This is a genomic window from Acinetobacter sp. YH12131, from assembly GCF_013418635.1.
GTDB lineage: Bacteria > Pseudomonadota > Gammaproteobacteria > Pseudomonadales > Moraxellaceae > Acinetobacter > Acinetobacter towneri.
The window spans coordinates 1-21,136 of the sequence record NZ_VPBQ01000005.1; the positions used below are offsets into that span (position 1 = coordinate 1).

Annotated in this window: 22 protein-coding genes and 3 pseudogenes; 15 read left to right on the top strand and 10 right to left on the bottom strand. The window is 41.0% G+C overall.

The features are described from left to right. Positions 1–71, bottom strand: a pseudogene (locus FTU66_RS13720) (helix-turn-helix domain-containing protein); the annotation flags it as partial. Between the two features lie 84 nt (positions 72–155). On the opposite strand from FTU66_RS13720, the pseudogene FTU66_RS13630 reads away from it, so the two are divergent. The 3 genes and pseudogenes from FTU66_RS13630 to FTU66_RS05305 all read left to right on the top strand — a co-directional run. Next, positions 156–380 (top strand): annotated as a pseudogene (locus FTU66_RS13630) (group II intron maturase-specific domain-containing protein); the annotation flags it as partial. Positions 381–578: 198 nt separating this feature from the next. Continuing rightward, positions 579–800 carry an HNH endonuclease gene (locus tag FTU66_RS13635; RefSeq protein WP_225530263.1) on the top strand — a complete coding sequence of 74 codons (222 nt, stop codon included), beginning with the start codon at positions 579–581 and terminating at the stop codon, positions 798–800. Between the two features lie 104 nt (positions 801–904). Beyond that, a pseudogene (locus FTU66_RS05305) lies at positions 905–1,132 on the top strand (transposase domain-containing protein); the annotation flags it as partial. Between the two features lie 27 nt (positions 1,133–1,159). Here FTU66_RS05305 and FTU66_RS05310 read toward each other — a convergent pair. The 3 genes from FTU66_RS05310 to tehB form a co-directional block, all read right to left on the bottom strand. Beyond that, entirely contained in the window at positions 1,160–1,576 is a 417-nt protein-coding gene (locus FTU66_RS05310) for a helix-turn-helix domain-containing protein (protein WP_227592049.1), read from the bottom strand. Between the two features lie 269 nt (positions 1,577–1,845). Next, positions 1,846–3,093, bottom strand: coding sequence for an integrase family protein (locus FTU66_RS05315; protein WP_180112437.1), 1,248 nt, complete (start codon positions 3,091–3,093; stop codon positions 1,846–1,848). Between the two features lie 322 nt (positions 3,094–3,415). Further along, positions 3,416–4,282 (bottom strand): SAM-dependent methyltransferase TehB, encoded by an 867-nt coding sequence (gene tehB / locus FTU66_RS05320; RefSeq protein WP_154321273.1) that lies wholly within the window; start codon positions 4,280–4,282, stop codon positions 3,416–3,418. Positions 4,283–4,561: 279 nt separating this feature from the next. On the opposite strand from tehB, the gene FTU66_RS05325 reads away from it, so the two are divergent. The 6 genes from FTU66_RS05325 (at position 4,562) to FTU66_RS05350 (ending at position 8,978) form a co-directional block, all read left to right on the top strand. Further along, on the top strand, positions 4,562–5,188 hold the full coding sequence (locus FTU66_RS05325) for a 2'-5' RNA ligase family protein (RefSeq protein ID WP_096901204.1): 627 nt from the start codon (positions 4,562–4,564) through the stop codon (positions 5,186–5,188). Then, positions 5,185–5,706 (top strand): bifunctional adenosylcobinamide kinase/adenosylcobinamide-phosphate guanylyltransferase, encoded by a 522-nt coding sequence (gene cobU / locus FTU66_RS05330; RefSeq protein ID WP_180112438.1) that lies wholly within the window; start codon positions 5,185–5,187, stop codon positions 5,704–5,706. Before FTU66_RS05325 ends, cobU begins: the two co-directional genes overlap by 4 nt. Then, positions 5,703–6,761 carry a nicotinate-nucleotide--dimethylbenzimidazole phosphoribosyltransferase gene (gene cobT, locus FTU66_RS05335; protein WP_004976913.1) on the top strand — a complete coding sequence of 353 codons (1,059 nt, stop codon included), beginning with the start codon at positions 5,703–5,705 and terminating at the stop codon, positions 6,759–6,761. The genes cobU and cobT overlap by 4 nt, the downstream gene beginning before the upstream one ends. Beyond that, positions 6,758–7,363: a histidine phosphatase family protein gene (locus FTU66_RS05340; protein WP_180112439.1), complete on the top strand. Its 606-nt coding sequence runs from the start codon at positions 6,758–6,760 to the stop codon at positions 7,361–7,363. The genes cobT and FTU66_RS05340 overlap by 4 nt, the downstream gene beginning before the upstream one ends. Then, complete coding sequence (locus tag FTU66_RS05345; RefSeq protein ID WP_004976907.1) at positions 7,360–8,103, top strand: adenosylcobinamide-GDP ribazoletransferase; 744 nt, start codon at positions 7,360–7,362, stop codon at positions 8,101–8,103. The genes FTU66_RS05340 and FTU66_RS05345 overlap by 4 nt, the downstream gene beginning before the upstream one ends. A 665-nt stretch (positions 8,104–8,768) precedes the next feature. Beyond that, a complete protein-coding gene (locus tag FTU66_RS05350) occupies positions 8,769–8,978 on the top strand; it encodes a hypothetical protein (protein ID WP_004976903.1) in 210 nt (69 codons plus the stop codon). An 85-nt stretch (positions 8,979–9,063) separates the two neighbouring features. On the opposite strand, the gene bioB is transcribed toward FTU66_RS05350, so the two are convergent. Together bioB and queG are read right to left on the bottom strand one after the other, a co-directional pair. Then, on the bottom strand, positions 9,064–10,056 hold the full coding sequence (gene bioB / locus FTU66_RS05355) for a biotin synthase BioB (RefSeq protein WP_104851863.1): 993 nt from the start codon (positions 10,054–10,056) through the stop codon (positions 9,064–9,066). Positions 10,057–10,344: 288 nt separating this feature from the next. Continuing rightward, a complete protein-coding gene (gene queG / locus FTU66_RS05360; RefSeq protein WP_154320819.1) occupies positions 10,345–11,445 on the bottom strand; it encodes a tRNA epoxyqueuosine(34) reductase QueG in 1,101 nt (366 codons plus the stop codon). Positions 11,446–11,466: 21 nt separating this feature from the next. Between queG and FTU66_RS05365 the strand changes: the two genes are divergently transcribed. After that, a complete protein-coding gene (locus FTU66_RS05365) occupies positions 11,467–12,987 on the top strand; it encodes an NAD(P)H-hydrate dehydratase (protein ID WP_104851865.1) in 1,521 nt (506 codons plus the stop codon). Positions 12,988–13,011: 24 nt separating this feature from the next. Here the strand turns inward: FTU66_RS05365 and ruvC are convergent, their stop codons facing one another. Next, positions 13,012–13,557 carry a crossover junction endodeoxyribonuclease RuvC gene (gene ruvC, locus FTU66_RS05370; protein WP_004976895.1) on the bottom strand — a complete coding sequence of 182 codons (546 nt, stop codon included), beginning with the start codon at positions 13,555–13,557 and terminating at the stop codon, positions 13,012–13,014. A gap of 200 nt (positions 13,558–13,757) precedes the next feature. Between ruvC and FTU66_RS05375 the strand changes: the two genes are divergently transcribed. From FTU66_RS05375 to FTU66_RS05385, 3 genes are all read left to right on the top strand, one after another. Further along, positions 13,758–14,141, top strand: coding sequence for a YkvA family protein (locus FTU66_RS05375; RefSeq protein ID WP_180112440.1), 384 nt, complete (start codon positions 13,758–13,760; stop codon positions 14,139–14,141). A gap of 168 nt (positions 14,142–14,309) precedes the next feature. Beyond that, entirely contained in the window at positions 14,310–14,885 is a 576-nt protein-coding gene (locus FTU66_RS05380) for an FxsA family protein (RefSeq protein ID WP_004976892.1), read from the top strand. 169 nt (positions 14,886–15,054) lie between these two features. Continuing rightward, positions 15,055–15,690 (top strand): LysE family transporter, encoded by a 636-nt coding sequence (locus tag FTU66_RS05385; protein ID WP_096901197.1) that lies wholly within the window; start codon positions 15,055–15,057, stop codon positions 15,688–15,690. Positions 15,691–15,710: 20 nt separating this feature from the next. Here the strand turns inward: FTU66_RS05385 and FTU66_RS05390 are convergent, their stop codons facing one another. Beyond that, entirely contained in the window at positions 15,711–15,920 is a 210-nt protein-coding gene (locus FTU66_RS05390; RefSeq protein ID WP_154320816.1) for a hypothetical protein, read from the bottom strand. A 315-nt stretch (positions 15,921–16,235) separates the two neighbouring features. Between FTU66_RS05390 and FTU66_RS05395 the strand changes: the two genes are divergently transcribed. After that, complete coding sequence (locus FTU66_RS05395; RefSeq protein ID WP_372238839.1) at positions 16,236–16,466, top strand: hypothetical protein; 231 nt, start codon at positions 16,236–16,238, stop codon at positions 16,464–16,466. A gap of 152 nt (positions 16,467–16,618) precedes the next feature. On the opposite strand, the gene FTU66_RS05400 is transcribed toward FTU66_RS05395, so the two are convergent. Both FTU66_RS05400 and metK read right to left on the bottom strand, forming a co-directional pair. Beyond that, positions 16,619–16,930, bottom strand: a complete 312-nt coding sequence (locus tag FTU66_RS05400; RefSeq protein ID WP_004976884.1) for a monooxygenase — start codon at positions 16,928–16,930, stop codon at positions 16,619–16,621. A 158-nt stretch (positions 16,931–17,088) separates the two neighbouring features. Continuing rightward, positions 17,089–18,255 carry a methionine adenosyltransferase gene (gene metK / locus FTU66_RS05405; protein WP_004976883.1) on the bottom strand — a complete coding sequence of 389 codons (1,167 nt, stop codon included), beginning with the start codon at positions 18,253–18,255 and terminating at the stop codon, positions 17,089–17,091. A gap of 749 nt (positions 18,256–19,004) precedes the next feature. Here metK and tkt point away from each other — a divergent pair. After that, positions 19,005–20,993, top strand: coding sequence for a transketolase (gene tkt / locus FTU66_RS05410; RefSeq protein ID WP_179988715.1), 1,989 nt, complete (start codon positions 19,005–19,007; stop codon positions 20,991–20,993). The last annotated feature ends 143 nt before the right edge of the window (positions 20,994–21,136 follow it).

Consider the following 21,136-nt stretch of genomic DNA (forward strand, 5'->3'; position numbering starts at 1 on the left):
GCATGCTTGGCCAGAAAAATGAGTCGTTCTCGCTGTTCTAAACTAAGTGGTACAGAAACAATTCGAGGCATGTGTGAACATCTGTTAACTAAAAAAACTTTTTCGCATGATTAGTTATTTTTGTCAACTTACTGATCAAGCCGTCAAAGGCAAACATCAGCGCTCATCTTGACAAGCTGCGAGCATTAATCAATGCAAACAAAGCGACACGACAGGCCACTTTGATCGGTTTGCTCAACCCGATTCTAAGGGGTTGGGCCAACTATCATAGTCATGTCGTTGCCAAGAAGGTTTTCAACCAGGTAGACAACGCAGTGTGGGAAATGCTCTGGCGATGGGCGGTACGTCGCCACCCTCGCAAGACACTCCGATGGGTCAAAGATCGGTATTTCAAAGTACAAGGAGCGCGTCGATGGGTGTTCTCATGTGATGAACAGTCCGCCGATGGTCGGAAGCGACAATACACATTAGTGTCTGCCTCGGACACGCCAATTGTGCGACATATCAAGATCAAGGCTGCTGCTAACCCTCATAACCCCGCATGGGATGAGTACTTCGAATCCCGATGGGGTAAAAGAATGCTGGTCTCCGCAAAGGGGCGAGCCAAGCTGTATCGGGTGTGGCTAAAACAAGGTGGTCGCTGCTGCGCCTGTCTTAAACCAGTCACCAAAGATACACCATGGCACAGCCGTCATATTGTGAAGCTAAGTCATGGTGGAACGGATGCAGTTGCTAATCTTGAGATTTACCATCTGTATTGTCCGAGGAGTGTTCAGTTTGCCAATGTCAACGATGTATAACCGGGTGCCGAATGGCGCCTTAGCAGAGGCTTGAGCCGTGTGCTGGGAAACTCGCATGCACGGTTCTTAGGGGGTTGGACGTAGGTAACTGCGTCTGACTACCCGACAACCAGATGCGCCCCTGGGCGTTGGGACGTAAGAACTGGTTATTTGCAGGTTCGCTGCGCAGCGGTCAGCGAGCAGCCAATATTATGACATTAATCCAGTCAGCAAAGCTGAATGGCTTGGATCCGTATGCCTATTTAAGTGATGTGCTGAAAAGGTTACCGACACACAAAGTGACCCAAATTGAAGAATTGCTGCCGCACTGCTGGAAACCTAAATCGAATTAAAAAATAGGTATGGGATTCAGCGGACGCTTACACTTGTTTTTTATAACGTTGAGGAATAGGAATAGAACGTTTACGCTGATTTTGGGGTAATCGATTCATACCATGCCGTTTTAAAACATGGTACGCCCCAGCTGCTGAAATTTTAATTTGGTGATAACGCCATAAATACCAACTGATCCGTAGTTGTCCAAAATGATAGTGTTGACGTAAATAAATAATCTTATCTTCAATCACAGCAGGCGTGCGTAGCTTAAGGTTCTGTGGACATGGCTTACTGTTGACTAATCCTATCTCTCCTTTGGATTTATAATTCTTCTTCCAACGATAAAAAGTATTTCGTGAAATACCAAAATATCGACAGGTCAATACAACATTGCCATTTTGTTCAGCATGAGCAAACACTTTTAATTTATGGGCAATTTCCCGTTGGGCTTTTGTACTCAAAATTCAAACTCCTATGACATGAGGTAAAATTTACCAAAATGTCAGTAGAAGTCTCAATTTTCACACATTACTCAATTATCCATTTACTTTGAAGGTCGATTAGATCGATATAATTAAAATGTAGTCAAATTTACTGACATAGATTTTTGAACGCCCTCTTTTGAAGAGTGTGTAACCAAGTATTTTTAAAACTGTATTTACACAGAATTATTTACACCCTTTACCAGTCAATTTCTTAACTGACTGGCATTAGTCCGTTTCGAGGTATTTCAATTAATGCCATTTTGCACTTGTTGCAAAATCCAATCCTCGTATTCTTGCAGTGTTTCTCGTAGCATATCCATAGGTCGTACGATATAGTGTCTCTCAACTAATGCACTTGGTTTATGACCTGAGATCTGTGCTAAAGATCCTTCATTGATTTTTGCCCATATAGCTAATGTTTTATATGACCTTCTCAATCCATGGGGGGTAAGTCCAATATTTAGTTTTTTACATATTTTCTCTAAGCTATCATAAGGATTAACAATATGGCCACATTCAGCGCCTTTACTGCTAAATATGAATTTAGAATCAGAATTTTTCTTTAGTTCTAATAATAGGCTTTCAACATATGCAGTCAGAGGAATTAGGCGACCCTCATCTTCAATTTTATCTCTGACTTTTGCTGTTTTCCAACGAAAATCGACATCTGTCCATTTTAATGAAAGCAGCTCATTCTTTCTGCAACCAGTGATTAAACTACATATAAAAAAAATCGCAATTTTTCTACTAGTTAACTTATTTACCTCTTCAAACCATGGTTTTAGATGTTGTTTCATCAAACAATCATTTTTGGCTTTGGGGGAAGGGACTTTATCTTTAACCTTTTTGGCGTTATATGATTTTGGAGGTACTAAGTTTTCATAGTCTTCATGTTCCTCGCACCAATTGAGAAAAGCGCGTGTGAGCCGATATGCTTTAGCTGACGTTGTAGGGCGATAGTCATTTTGATCAAGCCAATCACAAAACACATCTGCAGTTAATTCAGAAAGCTTATACTCAAACAGTTGATAAATAGGTTGATTAGCATAAACACTATTTTTTTCAGGATCGTAACCACCTCTAGATAATTCGATATGATCCTGATAACTTCTAGGTCGCCAATTAGGTTGTCTTGCTTTTAAATATTCAAGCCATACATCTTTAAATTTAATCGTCTTGCGTTTTTCTTGTTTTAGCAGTTCTTTGTTATCTGCTAAAGCTTTCTTACGCTCGATCAATGGGTCAATCCCTTTGTGACACATAATAGCCAATTCTTGTGCATATTTACGAGCATCATCTAATTTCCATACATCAACGTCACCAATTTTGATACGGCGATTTTGGAGTCCAATACGCCCTTGGAAAATATAGCTTTTATTATTTTTAGGAGTAACTTTAACACCAAATCCAGGTGTTTTCGCATCCCAAAAAAAAGTTGGTTTATTTTTGTCTGAGCAATCAATTTTATCAATAGCAGGTTTTGTTAACTTCATTCTAGTAAGCATCTGGTAAGCAAGTAGTAAGCAAAATCAATATATATTAATCAACAAAAAGAGTTAATAATAAAATTTTAAAATTATATAAGTGTATGATAATATTTATTTTATATATGTTACTTGTTGATTTTTAATTGCCATGTAAACGGACTCATAATCCGTTGGTCGACAGTTCAAGTCTGTCTGGGCCCACCATATAAAACAACCACATAGGTGTACTAATCCTAAGTGGTTTTTTATTTTAAGCTTTATGTAAGCAATTGAAATGTAGTCTGTGAGCAGCTCAAAAGCTTATTCATTTAAGATTCCACTTGCACATCTACTTCTTCCTCGCCAACAACGTCGCAAAACGCTGTTTAATGCGATTGCCATCTGCATCTGTGCGGTGCAACTCACCGACATTTTCATTGTATTTCACAATATCCCAATCAGCATAATATGCACTTAACTCACCCGCTTTAAAACTAAAAGGGAAGTCTTGTTGCACGGGGTAATCTTCAGTATCCATCGCGCAAACAATTAAGTTAAAGCCTTGTGGTTTGGTCGCTTGCTGCATGTGCTGAATAAGCGTAGGAATGGTTTCAGGCGCCAAAAACATCATCACCACTGTACAGTTAATGAAGTCATATTCCTCCGTAATTGTGGCATCCTGATTTAAATCCCGCACAGTAGTTTGAATAGATGAAATCTGTTCTGTAGCAATAATTTCATTTAATTTTTGGATACTACTCGGATTCACATCCCAAGCATCCACCTGAAAACCGTTTTGGCTCAAATACAGCGCATTTCGGCCTGTACCACAGCCAACATCCAAAGCTTTACCCACGGTTAACTGTGGAAGTGCCATTAAAATTTCAGAATGTGTTGGGCTTAATTTATATTTTTTAACAAAATAATCTTGAGGCAAACAATAAAAACTAAGCTGGCACTCAATATCATCACTGGCAGATACAATTTTATGCCACGCTTGCGGTTCAATAAATGGTGGTTGATTTTCCACGGAAAAAATATGCTCAGATTGTACTTCACCAGATTCATGCAGCATCGAAAAATGCAATTCGCCTTTTAAAATAGTCAACTTCGCCCATGTGCCGACTTGGGTATTGTGTTGTTTTTTAAACCCTTGTGGAATTGAGTCATGATTCCAAATAGGAAGTTGTTTATAACAGATCAATTCTTGTTGCATCATAAACTCCAGTTATACCGATTCTGATGGGGTAAAGCTTCACAGTAATGTAGTGTCTTGTGTAGATTAGAAAATATCATCTTCATTTCAGCATAACATTGCAGACCTGTTTCAGCCATCTTCTGAATTTTATCCATCTCATTAAAATCAAAATTATTTAAATGATGTAGATGGTTAAAATACCAAACTGAAAAATATTCACCTCAAATTGCATGATTTTCATGTCTATTCAGTTGTGAATGTTTTACCATAAGCTGTTTTAATTCATTGAATTATCCCGTGTTTATTCAAGCCAATCAGTACGTTATTCCAACACAGCAGCATGATTATCCTGAATGGCATCGTGGGCGTGAGCGTTATGTGCTTTGGTATTTAGCTGTTCAACATCCAGCTTTAGAATGTTATTTACAACAATTAAAACAGCAATTTTCAGATGTATTATTTCGCCCAAACACTCGCCAGTTTCATATCACCTTATATATTTGTGGGTTTTATGCAGCAAAAAAGCATTGGGAAGATGACTTTCTCGAGTCACAATTTCAACAACAAGTTCAAGCCTTACAGCAGTTGCAACTAGAGCCTTTTCAACTGAAAGTGGGCGGCATCAATAGTTTTGATAGTGCTTTATTTGTAGAAGTGCAAGATCAATCACAGCAACTGGCGCGTATACGTCAGGCACTTAGCGTAGGCGGGGCTGAAATCGCAGCTTTACAGTATCATCCACATATTACTTTGGGTTTATATCAAACAGCGTGTTCAACCAATTTGATTTTGCAGCGTATTCAAAATCTCCCCGTGCAATATTTCGATTTAGATATCCATCATTTAAATTTTGGTTATTATCAGGCACACACTTTACAAGGTCAGCTATTTAGCACGCATCAATTTCCTTTGGAGCACATGTGATTCAACTTATTTTGGGCGGTGCGCGTTCGGGTAAAAGCCGTATGGCTGAGCAAACCGCGCAGCAACTTGGCAAATCCGTCATTTATGTAGCAACTGCACAAGCGGGCGATGCAGAAATGCAGGCGCGGATTCAGCATCATCGACAACAGCGTCCGCAGACTTGGCAATTGTGCGAAGAGCCTTTGTATTTGGCGGAGCAGTTAAAGATGCTAGATCATCCGAATGCTGTGATTTTAGTAGATTGTCTGACCTTGTGGATGAGTAATTTGTTGATGCAATCTGCAGAAAGCTTTGCCGAACAACAAATTTCAGCATTGCTCGAAGTTTTACCTCAGTTGCAAGCCGATATTATTTTAGTGAGCAATGAAACAGGTTTGGGCGTTGTACCGATGGGCGAAATAACCCGAAAATTTGTCGATGAAACAGGGCGATTACATCAGCAATTGGGACAAATTGCAGACAAAGTGCAGTTCTGTGTCGCAGGTTTTCCAATGCTTTTAAAAGGAGAGAAGAAATGACTTGGTGGTTTGCAGCGTGTCAAAAGCCAAATGAACAGATGAAACAACAGGCAATTGCACGACAACTTCAATTGACCAAACCAACAGGTTCATTGGCAGCATTGGAAAATATTGCGATTCAACTGGCGGCTTTGCAAGGAACAACGCAGCCGAATATTGAACGTCCGTGGATATGTATTTTCGCAGGCGATCATGGCGTGATGGAAGAAAATATTTCCGCCTATCCCCAAGCCGTGACTCGGCAAATGCTACAAAATTTTGCCACAGGTGGGGCATGTATCAGCGTCATCGCCCGACAATATCAGGCGCATTTACAAGTGGTGGATTGCGGCTCGGTCGGGGAAGCGTATGAATATGCAGGAGTAGAACGGCATTGTATTCGTGCAGGCACAGCGAATTTTGCTAAAACCCGCGCCATGACTGAACAAGCGTGTGCAGATGCGATGGCACTTGGACGTCAAAGTGTGGAAGATGCCATCGCACAGCAGGCCTCGATTTATGTCGCAGGTGAAATGGGTATTGGAAATACCTGTTCGGCATCAGCCTTGTCTTGCTTTTTATTACAAGAACCTGCTGAAGCCTTGACTGGCATAGGCACAGGAATTGACACTGCACAATTGCAACATAAAAAACAGGTGATTGATGCTGCTTTAGCTCTACATCAGAACTATGTGCAAGATGATGCTTTTAAAGCCTTATGTGCAGTTGGTGGATTGGAGGTCGCTGCAATGGTGGGCGCGTATATTCGCTGTGCGCAGTTGGGCTTGCCGATGGTGGTGGATGGTTTTATCAGCAGTGCTGCTGCATTAGTTGCAGTGCGTTTAAATCCTCAAGTCCGAGAATGGATGTTGTTTGGGCATCAATCGGCTGAATATGGACATCGTCGCTTATTAGAAGCATTAGGTGCACAAGCCTTGCTGCATCTAAATTTACGCTTAGGTGAGGGCAGCGGTGCGGGCGCGGCATTGGGCATTATCCAACTGGCCTGTGCCTTGCATAATCAAATGGCGACTTTTGCCGAAGCTGCGGTTATTGGTGAGAAAGTATCTTTATGATCATGCTAGACCTATTAAGACATGGCGAAACAGAATTGGGTCATACTTTGCGTGGCTCAACCGATGATGCTTTGACTTTAAAAGGTTGGCAAGACATGCAGCAGACTTTAAACACGGCAATAGCTACAGGACAGCGATGGGATGTTGTGGCAAGTTCACCTTTACAGCGTTGTCTGCAGGTTGCTCAGACCTTTGCGCAAGCACAGCAATTGCCACTGTATATTGATGCACAATTTCAGGAAATGCATTTTGGTGCATGGGAAGCTATTTCCACTCAAACCTTATATGAACAATACCCTGAAGATTTAGCTAAATTTTGGATGACACCGACCCAATTTAGTCCGCCACAAGCAGAATCTTTGCTAAATTTTCAGCAGCGCGTTTTGCAAGGTCTGTCTGATCTAAACCAATATATACAACAACTTGAGCAACAACCTAAACGTGTGTTATTGGTCACGCATGGCGGGGTAATTAAATTGCTCAAAGTATTGGCGCAGAAAAAATCTTTAGACGATATTTTAAAAATGTCTGCAGCGTTGGGGCAATTGAGTTCATTCCAGTTACATCCCAATGGCAACATTTGCATGCAGGGGCAAACATGACACCTTTTTGGATTGCCTTGCAATTCCTGAGCACTTTTCCTGTTTCTTTAAAACAGATGCCAACTGCAGCGCAAAATGCACAATCACTGCTGTTTTATCCGCTCGTTGGCTTACTAATTGGAGCTGCGCTGTGGGGGATGGCGCATTTATTGCAATTCTTGCCTTTGGTTCTGAGTAGCAGCTTAATTTTAGTGCTCTGGATTTGGCTGACAGGTGGTTTACATTTAGATGGACTGGCTGATACTGCCGATGCATGGGTCGGCGGTTTTGGTGATCCTGAACGTAGCTTAAACATCATGAAAGACCCAAGCAGCGGCCCGATTGGAGTATTGAGCTTACTGATCTGCTGTTTATTAAAATGGTCTGCGTTGTATGTATTGCTCGAACAACAGTATTTGGCATTTTTGCTGTTTGTACCCGTATTGGGACGATTAAGCGCTTTGGTTTTATTTTTAAGCACGCCTTATTTACGTGCCAATGGTTTAGGCACTGCTATTCAGGCACATTTGCCTAAAACAGGCACAAAAATTGTGATCGCATTGACCTTGCTTGCAGGAGTGCTTTGGGGATGGGTGGGTTTGGTGACCGTTCTGACTTTTATCCTTAGCACCTTGTATTTGCGATATAAATTTATGCAGCGTTTAGGTGGAATTACGGGCGATACCGTTGGTGCGAGTATTGAAATAACAGAAAGCATGATGTTATTGGCTATTGCGATTCTTTGGTTTTTAATAAATTAGCTTTTGAGCAGTTTTTCTTGTTTCAAGTGCGCTGAAAATTGAAATAATATAAGCGAATGAATTTACAGCTATTTATGCACTCAATTTCAGCAAGTATGCAGATGAATTTGTCATTTGTCAGAAAGTTCCTAAATTAGATTTGCTATTTTTTTTAAATATGATAATAGTAGTTTATGTCAATCAGCCTTGATGACATTTGTATCTCAGGATGAGATCACAAACGTGATGTATAAAAATCAAAAGGAATGTCATTTATGATCAAACTGTTAAAGCAAATTTTCTGTATCCATATTTATGAATATGACGCAATGGAAGAAATCGGGGCGCATTTAGAGTGTCGTAAGTGTGGGGATTCTAAGACACAATAATGTTAAGTATTGAATCTGTATTAAAACCAAGTGAGTCTTTATGACTCACTTTTTTATTTTAGGCTAATAGCCTGAATATTTTGCTTAGTCTTGCCTGCATGTATAGATTAGACTGCACTTATCCATCTTCAAAACTACATATATCATTCCCACCTCTTTTGGTGGGGAGACTTCTCATGCTGTACGAAGTTTGATTTATACAAGTGCACAATTAAATTTTCTATCCTCCGCACACTTTATCCCACAAGGTATTCCGCTTAAAATCCAGTACCTAGAAATATTGAACTGACCGTATTTATGGCTAAAAACTTTCAAGAAAAAACGTATATTGTAGATGACAATCTAGCAGATACTTTGACGTGGTTGCTGCATCATCAGGACTGTTATGATCGGTTTTATTATGATGCGATTCAGCAACAACTGACGGTAGAACATGCCAACGGGGTAGATATTATTAAAACAGGGCAGTATTTAAATGCCAGTTACGGAATTTTAATCACCTCTTAAAAGCATTGCCGCATAAACTTATTTTGCTGCATAAAAAACAAAGTCCCTTTGCGGGACTTTGTACATTTGGATGGATGCTAAAACTTTAAGCCATTGCCATCGCATCTACCGACAATTCAGAAACCGTTGGTTTAGCACGTTCAGGCACTAAGCCTAACTTTTGGAACAATTGTTTGTCTTTGCCTTCGCCTGCGTTTGGTGTGGTTAAAAGCTTTTCACCTGAGAATAACGAGTTCGCACCTGCCATAAATGCCAACGCCTGATCTGAATCAGACAACGATTCACGCCCTGCAGACAAACGAATATAGCTGTTTGGCATGATAATACGTGCAACTGCAATAGTACGAATCCATTCAATCACATCTAGCTTTTCGACTTCAGCCAGTGGTGTACCTTCAATCGGAACTAACATATTGATTGGCACAGATTCAGGGTGTAACGGTAAAGTCGCCAATTCATGTAACAAACCAATACGGTCTTGGGTATCTTCACCTAAACCGACAATACCGCCACTACACACTTTCATACCTGTTTGACGCACAATATCCAAAGTATTTAAGCGGTCATCAAAGCTACGAGTACTAATGACATTCGGATAATATTCACGCGATGTGTCTAGGTTGTGGTTGTAATAATCCAAACCTGCATCTTTTAAGCGTTCTGCCTGAGATTGATTCAACATCCCTAAAGTCATGCAAGTTTCTAAGCCTAGAGCTTTGACTTCACGCACCATTTCTAAAACATACGGCATATCACGTTCATGCGGATTACGCCAAGCAGCGCCCATACAAAAACGTGAAGAACCTGATGCTAAAGCTTCTTTGGCTTCCTGAATGACTTTATCCACTGCAATACGTTTTTCAGCTTCAAGCTGTGAATCATAATGCGCAGATTGCGAGCAATATTTGCAGTCCTCAGGGCATTTGCCTGTTTTAATAGACAATAAGGTACTGACTTGTACGGTATTGGCAGCAAAATGTTGGCGATGCACACGCTGTGCTTCAAAGACTAAATCCAGAAAAGGTTGTTCATATAACTGCTGAATTTCTTCTCGAGTCCAATCATTGCGTACTGACATAAGTAAAAGTCCATCATCCCTATTATTCATAGTCTGTATCATACACAAATAGTTTGAATCAGAAAGGCATAATCTCCCAATTTCATGGCTAATATTCGACAGTGTGGAAACAAAAATATGCAGTCGATTTAGTCGCAAACTTAAGCAATTTTACTGTTATTTAGCTGCAAAATTTATTTTTATGGATTTTTATTTTGCAATGAATTGGTCACTAAAATTCAGTTAACTGCATAAATTGGCAAGTAACCTGCAGTCAAAATATCGCACGGTTTTGGATATGATTTTTGTTTAAAATTTAGACTGTTTAAGGAGTTGTTCCTGAATCGCCCAATCAATATGGATTTGCACAATCTCATTATGCTGTGCACGCGTTTGCTGCAAAGTTTGTAAAATCTGTGCTGAAAATGGGGCATTTCCAAGCCCGATTGCAATATTACGCATAAAACTTTGATAGCCTGTACGACGTAATGGACTACCTTCGGTTTTGGCTAAAAATGTGCTTTCATCCCATTGCCATAAATCTAGCAAGCTGACCTGATCTAAGGCATGTCGGGGATGAAAATCCTCCACCGTGGTGACTTGAGCAAAGCTATTCCACGGGCAAATCAGTTGGCAATCATCACAACCAAACACCCGATTACCAATGCCACGACGTAATTCTTCAGGAATGATACCCTGATATTCAATGGTCAAATAAGCAATACATTTACGCGCATCTAACATATAAGGTTCAACAATGGCTTGCGTTGGGCAAATGTCGATGCAGGCTGTGCAAGAGCCGCAATGCGATGTTGCAGGTGGATCAAAAGGCAAATCTAGTGAAGTAAACAGCTCACCCAATACAAAAAATGACCCAGATTTTTTATGAATCAGTAAGGTATGTTTACCTGTCCAACCCATGCCAGCACTTTCAGCCAACGACTTTTCAAAAATCGGGGCTGAGTCCGCAAAGGGGCGTGATTCAAACTCGCCCACTTTTTCACGAATACGGGTGGCAAGAGTTTTTAGGCGTCCGCGCATGACTTTGTGATAATCGCGCCCACGTGCATAACGGGCAATAATTGCAGAGTTAGGTGCATCGGGAATGTGTCGTGGACGTGGTGTTTCCACCAAATAATTCATCCGCACACAAATAATACTTTTTGTATTCGGGACTAACAGTGTGGGATTAGCGCGCTTGTCTAAATTTTCTTCCAGAAACTTCATATCCCCATGATAGCCACGTTTTAAATATTCCTGAAAACGTGCTAATTCTGCTTGAGCATCTGGTTTGGCAATGACACAATCAGCAAAACCAAGCGCCAAAGCTTGAGCTTTAATCCACGCTTTCAAGGCGGCTGGATCGTCTTGATGCAGAGAAATATGTGCTGAAGTGGTGGATGTTGCCATAACAAAATAGAAGGGAAGAAAATGCCGCAGCAAGTGTACCATAGCCCTGTTTATCATAGTCAAAGTATTCAAGCGTGGGAGCAGCGCTGGTTTGCCCGTCAAAATAGTTCTTACGGTTTAATGCAGCAAGTGGCGTGGACACTGCATTTACAAATTCGCAAAATTTTTGCAAAACAGCCATCTACAATACAAAAAATTGCTGTGTGTTGTGGACAAGGCAATAACGCAGGCGATGGCTATTTAACTGCAAAATATTTAAAACAAGCAGGTTTTCAAGTCGATATTTATGCAGCAACACGCGGTTCATCGGCAGATTTACATCAGGCTTTTTTAGAAGCTCAGACAGAACAAGTCAATATAATTCAAGGTTTTGCATTTCAACAAAGTTATGACTGCTATATTGATGCATTATTTGGTATTGGTTTAGATCGTCCTTTAAATGATGAGTGGCAGTCGCTTATTCACGCAATGAATCAACAAGCGGGTTTAAAAATTGCGGTTGATATTCCAAGCGGTTTAAATGCCAACACGGGGCAGCCATTGCCATGTGCAATTAAAGCCGATTACACCTTTACAGCTTTGGGTTTGAAAGCAGGGTTATTTACAGGGCAGGCACAGGAATATACTGGACTGGTCGATGTGCTGGATTTGATTCCAGCCGATGCAGAACTCAAAGCGTTGGCCCAACTCACACCACATTTGATTCAATTACCCGCACGGCAGGCTTTTGGACACAAAGGCAGTTATGGGCATGTGTTGATTGTGGGCGGACATGCGCAAATGGGTGGTGCGGTGATGATGGCTGCAGAAGCCGCATCAAGCGCAGGTGCAGGGAAAGTGACTGTGGTCTGTCATGCCAAACATCATGTGGCGATATTAAGCCGTGCGCCGAATTTAATGTTGCGGGATATAGACGCACTGACAGGCGCAGAAATTCAGCACTTAATTTCACAGGTCGATGCCGTGAGTTTAGGGATGGGACTAGGACGAGATGCTTGGGCAGAACAGCATTATGCAGACTGGTTTGCCGCACTAAATCAGTCCGAGGTAGAAGTAGTTTACGATGCCGATGCCTTGTGGTTTTTGGCGAAACAAGCGCATTCATCGCATCATCCAGCCCAACTAAAACCGAACAGTTATGCCACACCACATTCAGGTGAAGCTGCGACCTTGCTCAATACTACGGTTGCAGCCATTGAAGCAGACCGTATTGCCGCGATTCAGCAATTGCAGCAACGCTATGCAGGCGATTGGGTGTTAAAAGGTTCAGGTAGTTTGACTTTGCAAGCTGCATCTACAGAACCGCAAGCAAGTTCATTGTGGATTTGTACCGCAGGCAATCCTGGTATGGGTACAGGTGGTATGGGCGATGTGTTGGCAGGCATGATTGCCAGTTTAAAAGCCCAGTTTCATCATAAAATTCAATTGCATGAAATTGTCATGTTACATGCCTTGGCGGGGGATGTATTGGCACAGCAGGGCATGCGCGGTTTACAGGCACAGCACATGAGCCAAGCGATTTATCAGGTTGTGAATCGGTAAAATATAAGCGATGGCGATGCTGATTTAGCGACGTCTGGAGCTTGAGCGACTGCGCCCGCGAGCCATACCGCCCAAGGCATTGAGCACAGCCAATTTGGTCATGCTGCCTGATGCATGAGCATGGCAAATTGCAGCAGCCAAAGCATCGGCAGCATCTTGTTGTGGTTTAATGGATAGATTTAATAGTTTCATGACCATCATTTGTACTTGTTCTTTATCGGCAGCGCCATAACCCACGACAGATTGTTTAATTTGACGGGCGGTATATTCCGCCACTTGTAAATCTAAATTCACCAAAGCGGCAATCGCTGCACCACGAGCCTGTCCCAATTTCAAGGCAGAGTCTGGGTTTTGCGCCATAAACACTTGTTCAACTGCAGCTTCAGTCGGGCCATGAAATTTCACAATCCGTTCAATCCCTGCAAAAATCCGTTTTAAGCGTTCAGGCATTTCACTGGTTTCGGTACGAATGGTTCCTGCATCTACAAAACGTAATTTAGCGCCATCACGTTCAATAATGCCGTAGCCCGTTAGACGAGAACCAGGGTCGATTCCAATAATAAGTGACATGCCAAGCCTTAAAAAATTACATCAAGTTGAATTATAGGAGTTTAAATCTCTTTTGTGTGGAGTAATTTCAAAACATTCGGTCAGTAAGCTGCCGTTTAAACAATTAGCATGTATCCTTTGCCATATTTTCAATTTTGGACTTCATTTTATTTTAAGTTTTGAGGTGTATATTTTATATACGGTAGCAAATGAGAGTGGCAATGAAGTGGATTGATAGGCTAAAACAGTGGGCGAAGCAAATTAAACGAAATGTTTATGCGGTTTGGTTTGTCGCACGTGATCCTGAAACGCCGTTTATGGCAAAGCTTTTGGCATTGTTGGTCGCTGCTTATGCCATTTCTCCCATTGATTTAATTCCAGACTTTATACCTGTTTTGGGTTATTTAGATGACCTGATTTTAGTGCCATTGGGCATCATGTTGGTATTGCGTTTAGTACCTGCTGAAGTAATGCAGCGTTGTCGCTTACAAGCCGATGCGATCAGTCAAAAACTGAGCAGTTATATTGCAGCATCAGTTTTTATTGCGTTGTGGTTATTATTGGCTTATGCCGCATATTTTTATCTTTATCGTTTAAATATATAGACGTATTAAGTCTGTTATTGGGTGATGATGAAAATATTAATGACAGACTTAACCTTTAAAAATACAATAATGCCCATATTGAAACAACAGCGAATCAAAAAAGCTTGATCCCGATGAAGCACTTGGTTACTGCATTTTATTTATTTTGTTGAGATTAGATTAATTTTCATGAAATTATTTCTTATTGTTCTAATTGGCTTAGTTCTTGAAGTCTTCGTCTGGATTGGTGTGGGCGACCTAGTGGGGAGCATGTGGTACGTGTTCTTTTGGTTTGTCGCTGCTTTCTTCATTGGTTTGAACCTGATTCGTAAATATTCTGCAGGCGTGATGCCACAAATGCAGCAAATGCAAATGGGGCAGATGAGTGCCGATCCTGCGCTGAGCAATAATTTACCTAAAATTTTTGCGGGTTTTTTATTGATGATTCCAGGATTAATTAGCGATGTTTTGGCATTGCTGGTGATGATTCCTGCCGTACAAAATGCCTTTAAAGCGGCAATGATGAAAGCCATGATGAAACGTCAGCAAGCCATGATGGATCAAATGATGGGTGGCATGATGGGCGATATGAATGGCATGGGCGGAGCAGGTCAAAACCCGTTTGCAGATTTAATGCGCCAAATGCAAGACATGCAAAATCAGCAGGGTGGTGGTCGTGATTCCAGTATTATTGATGGTGAAGCACGTGAAATTACCCCCGATGCGAAAAAAATTGAAATGAAAGATGTCAATCCACCTAAATAATATGGGTGATGCTTGAGATCAAACCGAATCGTGCTGATTCGGTTTTTTTATGGGTATTTTTTGTTGAATATGCACGTGAGTGTTTAAACATTGAGGTGTGCATTTAAAGCCTTATTTATTCTCCTACCGCACAAGGTATAATCGGATTTTCAATTCTCCTGATGTATTTATGTCTTTGTTATTCACCATTTGTGCGCTGCATTTTGTGGCACAGCTTAGTCCAGGACCAGATGTTTTATTAATTGCCAAAAGTGCAGCCAGCAATACCCGCCGTAATACCTTGCAGATTATTGCGGGTATTTCATCAGGGATTGTGGTGTGGGTGGTGCTGACCTTATTAGGTTTTACGGTTTTGGTGCAGCAATTTCCTTGGATTCAGCAAGTCTTAATGCTGATTGGCGGTTTATTTCTTGCCAAAATGGGATGGGGCATGTTGTCGGGCGGTTGGCATAGTTGGCAGCAGCGCAAACAGTTTGATGATACTCAAGTGCAAATTCCAGCCGCAAAAAACTACTTTTTATTGGGGCTATTCACCAATTTATCTAATCCGAAAACCTTAATTTATTTTAGTAGTGTATTTGCTTTGGCGTTGAGTTCATCGGCAAGTGCATCTTTGAAAGCCCAATTGGCAGTGATTATTCCAATCCAAACTTTTGTGACATTTACACTATTTATGTTGCTACTTTCTACACCAAAAATGAAAAAGTTATATCAGCGTTCAGGCAGTTATATTGATATGGTCTCGGGCGGATTATTTTTATTATTTGCTGTGTGGTTGTGGTTAGATGCACTGCGTATGTTTTAAAACATAGGTTTTGATGCCAATTAGTTAGATGATTTGATGTTGTCCAAAGCCAAGTTTGACGATTTTTCATTCAGTATTTCGGTTGCAGTCGTGTTTTCAGTTTTATCTAAATGATTGGGCTGATAAGTACGGTTTGATTGCAAAGTTGCTTCGGTATTTTCCGAACCTTGGTATTTACGACTACGGTTGGCACGTTCTCGCAAGCCACCTTTTTTAATGAGTTGCACCACTTTAACTTTACTCCGTGTAATAAAAAAATATGTGCTGAAAGCCAAGCTTGAGTCTAAACTTCAAGTAATCGAGCATGCAGAATTTTAGCATGGCATACCTATTTTAGATGGATAAAGTGACTGTTTATTCAAAAATACGATTTGCGCGAATAGCAGAACTTTGACATTCTAATTCACAAGCGATTGTGTCAGTTAAATCATCCAAAGGATGCAGGCTACAAAGTGTCACAGTTGCTTAAACAAAATTACACTGCATCAGGGTAGATGGTGTAACAATAAAAACAAGAATTACAGTGAAGTAGGAGAATACCTATGCTGTATCATCAGTATCGTTGCGCATGTTGCAATCGGGTGGTGGAATCATCAGAAAAAGAATGTGGTACTTGTGGTTCACACAATATTCGTAGTCCTTATGGTTTCTGGTTATTCTGTATTTTGGCATGCTTGGCAGCAGCCGTTGTGTTTAAAGTCGTGCATGTTTATTTGCAAGATCATCAAGAAGTGCCCGTGCAACAATCGGTGCTTGAGGTGATTCGTACGCAATAAGTGCTGCATCCAAGCTTAACGCTTATTTCGTCTATACAAGATTTCAAAAAATCCTGAATCATTAAATGGCTCAGGATTTTATTCAACTGTTTTTTCAATATTGAAGAGACTCACCATTTTATTCTTCAATATGGATGAGCAATTTAAAAAGATTAGCGACTTAAGAAGTCAGCTTGGTTGATTGCAGACAGTGCAGCATTCACCTCAAAAATCTTGCCACGAATATTCTTCACGCCAAAACTTTCTAAACGTGCAGTGTGCATTTTTAAATAGCGTTCAGCATTGGCCGCATGATCAAACAGATAGATTCCACCGGCTTCCTGTGTTTGACTGTTCTCAGTCCAAATTTTCCAAAGCATGCCAGTTTCTAGGTTAATGCTTTCTGCAAGTTCACGGTACGCTTGGCTCATGCTTTCGCCAAATGGGCCTTCAGAAGGGAAATCGACTTGAAGAATAACCGCCATAATAAACTCCTACATCATTATCTTAGATGAGTATTTAAAAAATCTCAGGAATGATTCACTATAACATATTCGTATTTTGTATATTGTGGTTTGACAGCTAAATTTTAGGCATAAAAAAGCCCACCAAAGTGAGCTTGATAAAACTGAAAAGTTTTACATTACAGACCTGCAGAAGCTTTTAACGCCTCAACTTTGTCGGTTTTTTCCCATGTAAATGCAGTGTCAGAACCTTGACGACCAAAGTGACCATAGGCTGCAGTTTGCTTATACATCGGTTGTAACAGGTTCAACATGTTGGTAATGCCGTATGGACGTAAATCGAAGTGTTCACGTACTAAAGCAATAATCAACTCATCTGCCACTTTTGCAGTGTTGAAGGTGTTGATTGAAATTGATGTTGGCTCTGCAACACCAATAGCATAAGACACCTGAATTTCACATTTGTCTGCCAAGCCAGCTGCCACAATATTCTTTGCAACATAACGACCTGCGTAAGCAGCAGAACGGTCAACTTTAGATGGGTCTTTACCAGAGAATGCACCGCCACCATGACGTGCCATGCCGCCGTAAGTATCGACAATGATTTTACGACCAGTTAAACCGCAGTCACCGACAGGGCCGCCAATCACAAACATACCTGTTGGGTTGATGTGGAATTTGGTGTCTGCATGGAACATTTCTGCAGGAATCACTTTTTTCACAATTTCTTCAATTACCGCTTCTTTAAGCTGAATTTGCGAAATTTCAGGATCGTGCTGAGTAGATAACACCACCGCGTCCAAACGTACAGGCACACCATTTTCATAAGCAAAAGTCACCTGACTTTTTGCATCTGGGCGTAACCACGGCAAAGCACCACTGCGACGTAATTCAGCTTGCTTTTCCATTAAGCGGTGTGCGTAAGAAATTGGGGCAGGCATTAATACATCAGTTTCACGGCTGGCGTAACCAAACATCAAACCTTGGTCACCTGCGCCTTGATCTTCAGGCTTTTGACGGTCTACACCTTGTGCAATTTCAGGTGATTGTTTACCAATCATGTTAATGACCGCACAGGTTGAACCATCAAAACCTAAGTCAGAATGATGGTAACCAATGCCATTTACGGTTTGACGAACAACGGCTTCAAAATCGACATTTGCAGTTGTTGTGATTTCACCTGCCAGTACAACCGCACCCGTTTTTACAAGCGTTTCACAAGCAACCCGCGCATAAGGGTCTTCTTTTAAGATTGCATCCAAAATGGCATCACTGATTTGGTCAGCCATTTTATCTGGATGGCCTTCGCTTACAGATTCCGAGGTAAATACAGCGTACTCGCGCATAAGTCCTATCACAGTTAAATTCAAAAGACGCAATATGTTACATCGAGTTAGACTTTAGGACTAGCGCATTACGACTAAATTGGCTGAATTTATTTCAATTCAATGACTTTTTATCGCATATCTTTAGCTAAAAAATAGATAAAGTATCGGTATGACTATATCGTGACTCAAAAATATTCATGTTGGCTAAAGTATGCTGTCATAATTTTAAACTAAGGAGCACCTTGTTTTTAAGTGGTGAATCATTTTTAAAAACAATATTGTAGATGGGTAATTTAAAGACTTTGAATTGACTTTATCTGCATCAAGCTGCATTTTCAAAAGCTGTTTTAAAATTTTGGACGATGGCTGTGATTCAATTTATTGTGTGAAAAGTGAATAAAATTCAAGATGTGTTAAAATCTGTCTATTATTTCTACAGAATACTGTTGTGTTTTAACTTGTTGCTAGGCATTTGATTGGAGTTGCTGCAAGAGCGACATCACAATTCCATCCTGCGTCTATAAATTGAAATATCTATACTTTAGAATTTTGCCAAGAATAGAGCTTAACACGGCAATTAGCTATTTTCTTGTTGTTATAAACGTGAAAACGTCTTTGAATTTGCACGAAAAATACCCTGAATGGGAATTAATGCGGAAATATTGTTGCATAGGCTTTACCCCTCAGGCGTTTTTTTGAGAGAATAGCGGCTGTTTTGAATTCTATTCATCTTCTTCTATTTAACGATTTTTTGTGGACTCTGACCTATGACGACCCCGCTTAACGAACGTCGTATTGCAAACGCAATTCGTGTATTGGCAATGGATGCTGTGCAAAAAGCAAATTCAGGACATCCAGGTGCACCGATGGGGATGGCAGATATTGCCGATGTGGTGTGGCGTGAATTTTTGAATCACAACCCAACCAATCCACAATGGGCAAACCGCGACCGTTTTGTATTGTCTAATGGTCATGGTTCAATGTTGCAATATGCGTTGTTGCATTTAACAGGTTATGATCTTTCAATCGAAGATTTAAAAGCGTTCCGTCAGTTACACTCTAAAACACCTGGCCACCCAGAATTGGGTTATGCACCAGGGATTGAAACCACCACTGGTCCACTCGGTCAGGGGATTGCCAATGCTGTTGGTTTTGCTTTAGCAGAAAAAACACTGGCTGCACAATTTAATAAAGAAGATATTCAGGTTGTAGACCATTTCACTTACTGTTTCTTGGGTGATGGTTGCTTAATGGAAGGTGTTTCACACGAAGCATGTTCATTGGCAGGTACTTTAGGTTTAGGCAAGCTGGTTGTTTATTATGATGACAACGGCATTTCTATTGATGGTGAAGTAGAAGGCTGGTTCTCTGACGATACCGAACAACGTTTCTTATCTTACGGCTGGCAAGTCTTAAAAGTTGATGGTCACGATGCCGATGCAATTCGTGCTGCAACGGTTGAAGCAAAAGCTGAAACGCAAAAACCGACTATTATTATTTGTAAAACTGTTATTGGTTTAGGTTCGCCAAACAAACAAGGTAAAGAAGACTGTCACGGTGCGCCATTAGGCCATGATGAAATCGCTTTGACTCGTCAAGCATTAGGCTGGACAGATGAAGCATTTGTTATTCCTGAAGATGTATATGCCGCTTGGGATGCTAAAGCGAAAGGTGCAGAAGCAGAAGCAGCATGGAATACAACTTTTGATGCCTATGCAGCAAAATATCCAACGGAAGCTGCAGAACTTAAACGCCGTTTAAGCGGTGAACTACCTGCAGAATTCATCGCGCAGGCAGATGCGTTTATTGCTGAAACCAATGCTAAAGCTGAAACTATTGCAACGCGTAAAGCCAGCCAAAATACTTTGCAAGCATTTGGCCCATTATTGCCTGAATTATTGGGTGGTTCTGCAGACTTGGCAGGTTCAAACTTAACCCTTTGGAAGGGTTGCCAAGGCGTTCAGGACAATGCAGCAGGGAACTACGTGCATTATGGCGTACGTGAGTTTGGTATGACTGCTATTGCAAATGGTGTAGCACTTCACGGTGGTTTCATTCCTTACGTTGCAACATTCTTAATGTTTATGGAATATGCGCGTAATGCCGTGCGTATGTCTGCATTAATGAAGCAACGTGTGATTCATGTGTATACCCACGACTCGATTGGTTTGGGTGAAGATGGTCCAACACACCAACCGATTGAACAAATTGCATCTTTACGTGGTACGCCAAACTTAAATACATGGCGTCCAGCAGATACCGTTGAAGCGGCTATTTCTTGGAAATCTGCATTAGTACGCAGCGAAGGTCCAACTGCTTTAATTTTCTCACGTCAAAACTTGCCATTCCAAACTCGTACTCAAGCGCAAATTGAGAACGTGGCAAAAGGTGGTTATGTCTTGGCTGAAGAAAAAGGTGAATTGAAAGCCATTATTATTGCAACAGGTTCAGAAGTGGGCTTGGCAATGGAAGCATACGCGCAGCTTGAAGGTGTACGTGTTGTGTCTATGCCGTGTGCAGAAGAATTTGTGAAGCAAGATGCAGCATATCGTGAAGCGGTATTGCCATCACATATTCGTGCACGTGTTGCGGTTGAAGCAGCGCATGTAGACTACTGGTGGAAGTTTGTCGGCTTAGACGGTAAAGTTATTGGTATGACAACTTATGGTGAATCTGCACCTGCAAAAGACTTGTATCAGTACTTTGGCATTACCACTGAAGCGGTTATTGCTGCAGTAAAAGAATTAACAGCTTAATTTTTTAATCCAGTGTTTTTAAAGGCGTTCCTGCAAAGGGACGTCTTTTATTTTTGCATATTTGTTTGGTATTCGATGTGATGATCCAACAAATTTTGTCAGTGTAAGTCAGGTTTGTGAATAAACCTCTGTGTAATTGAGTG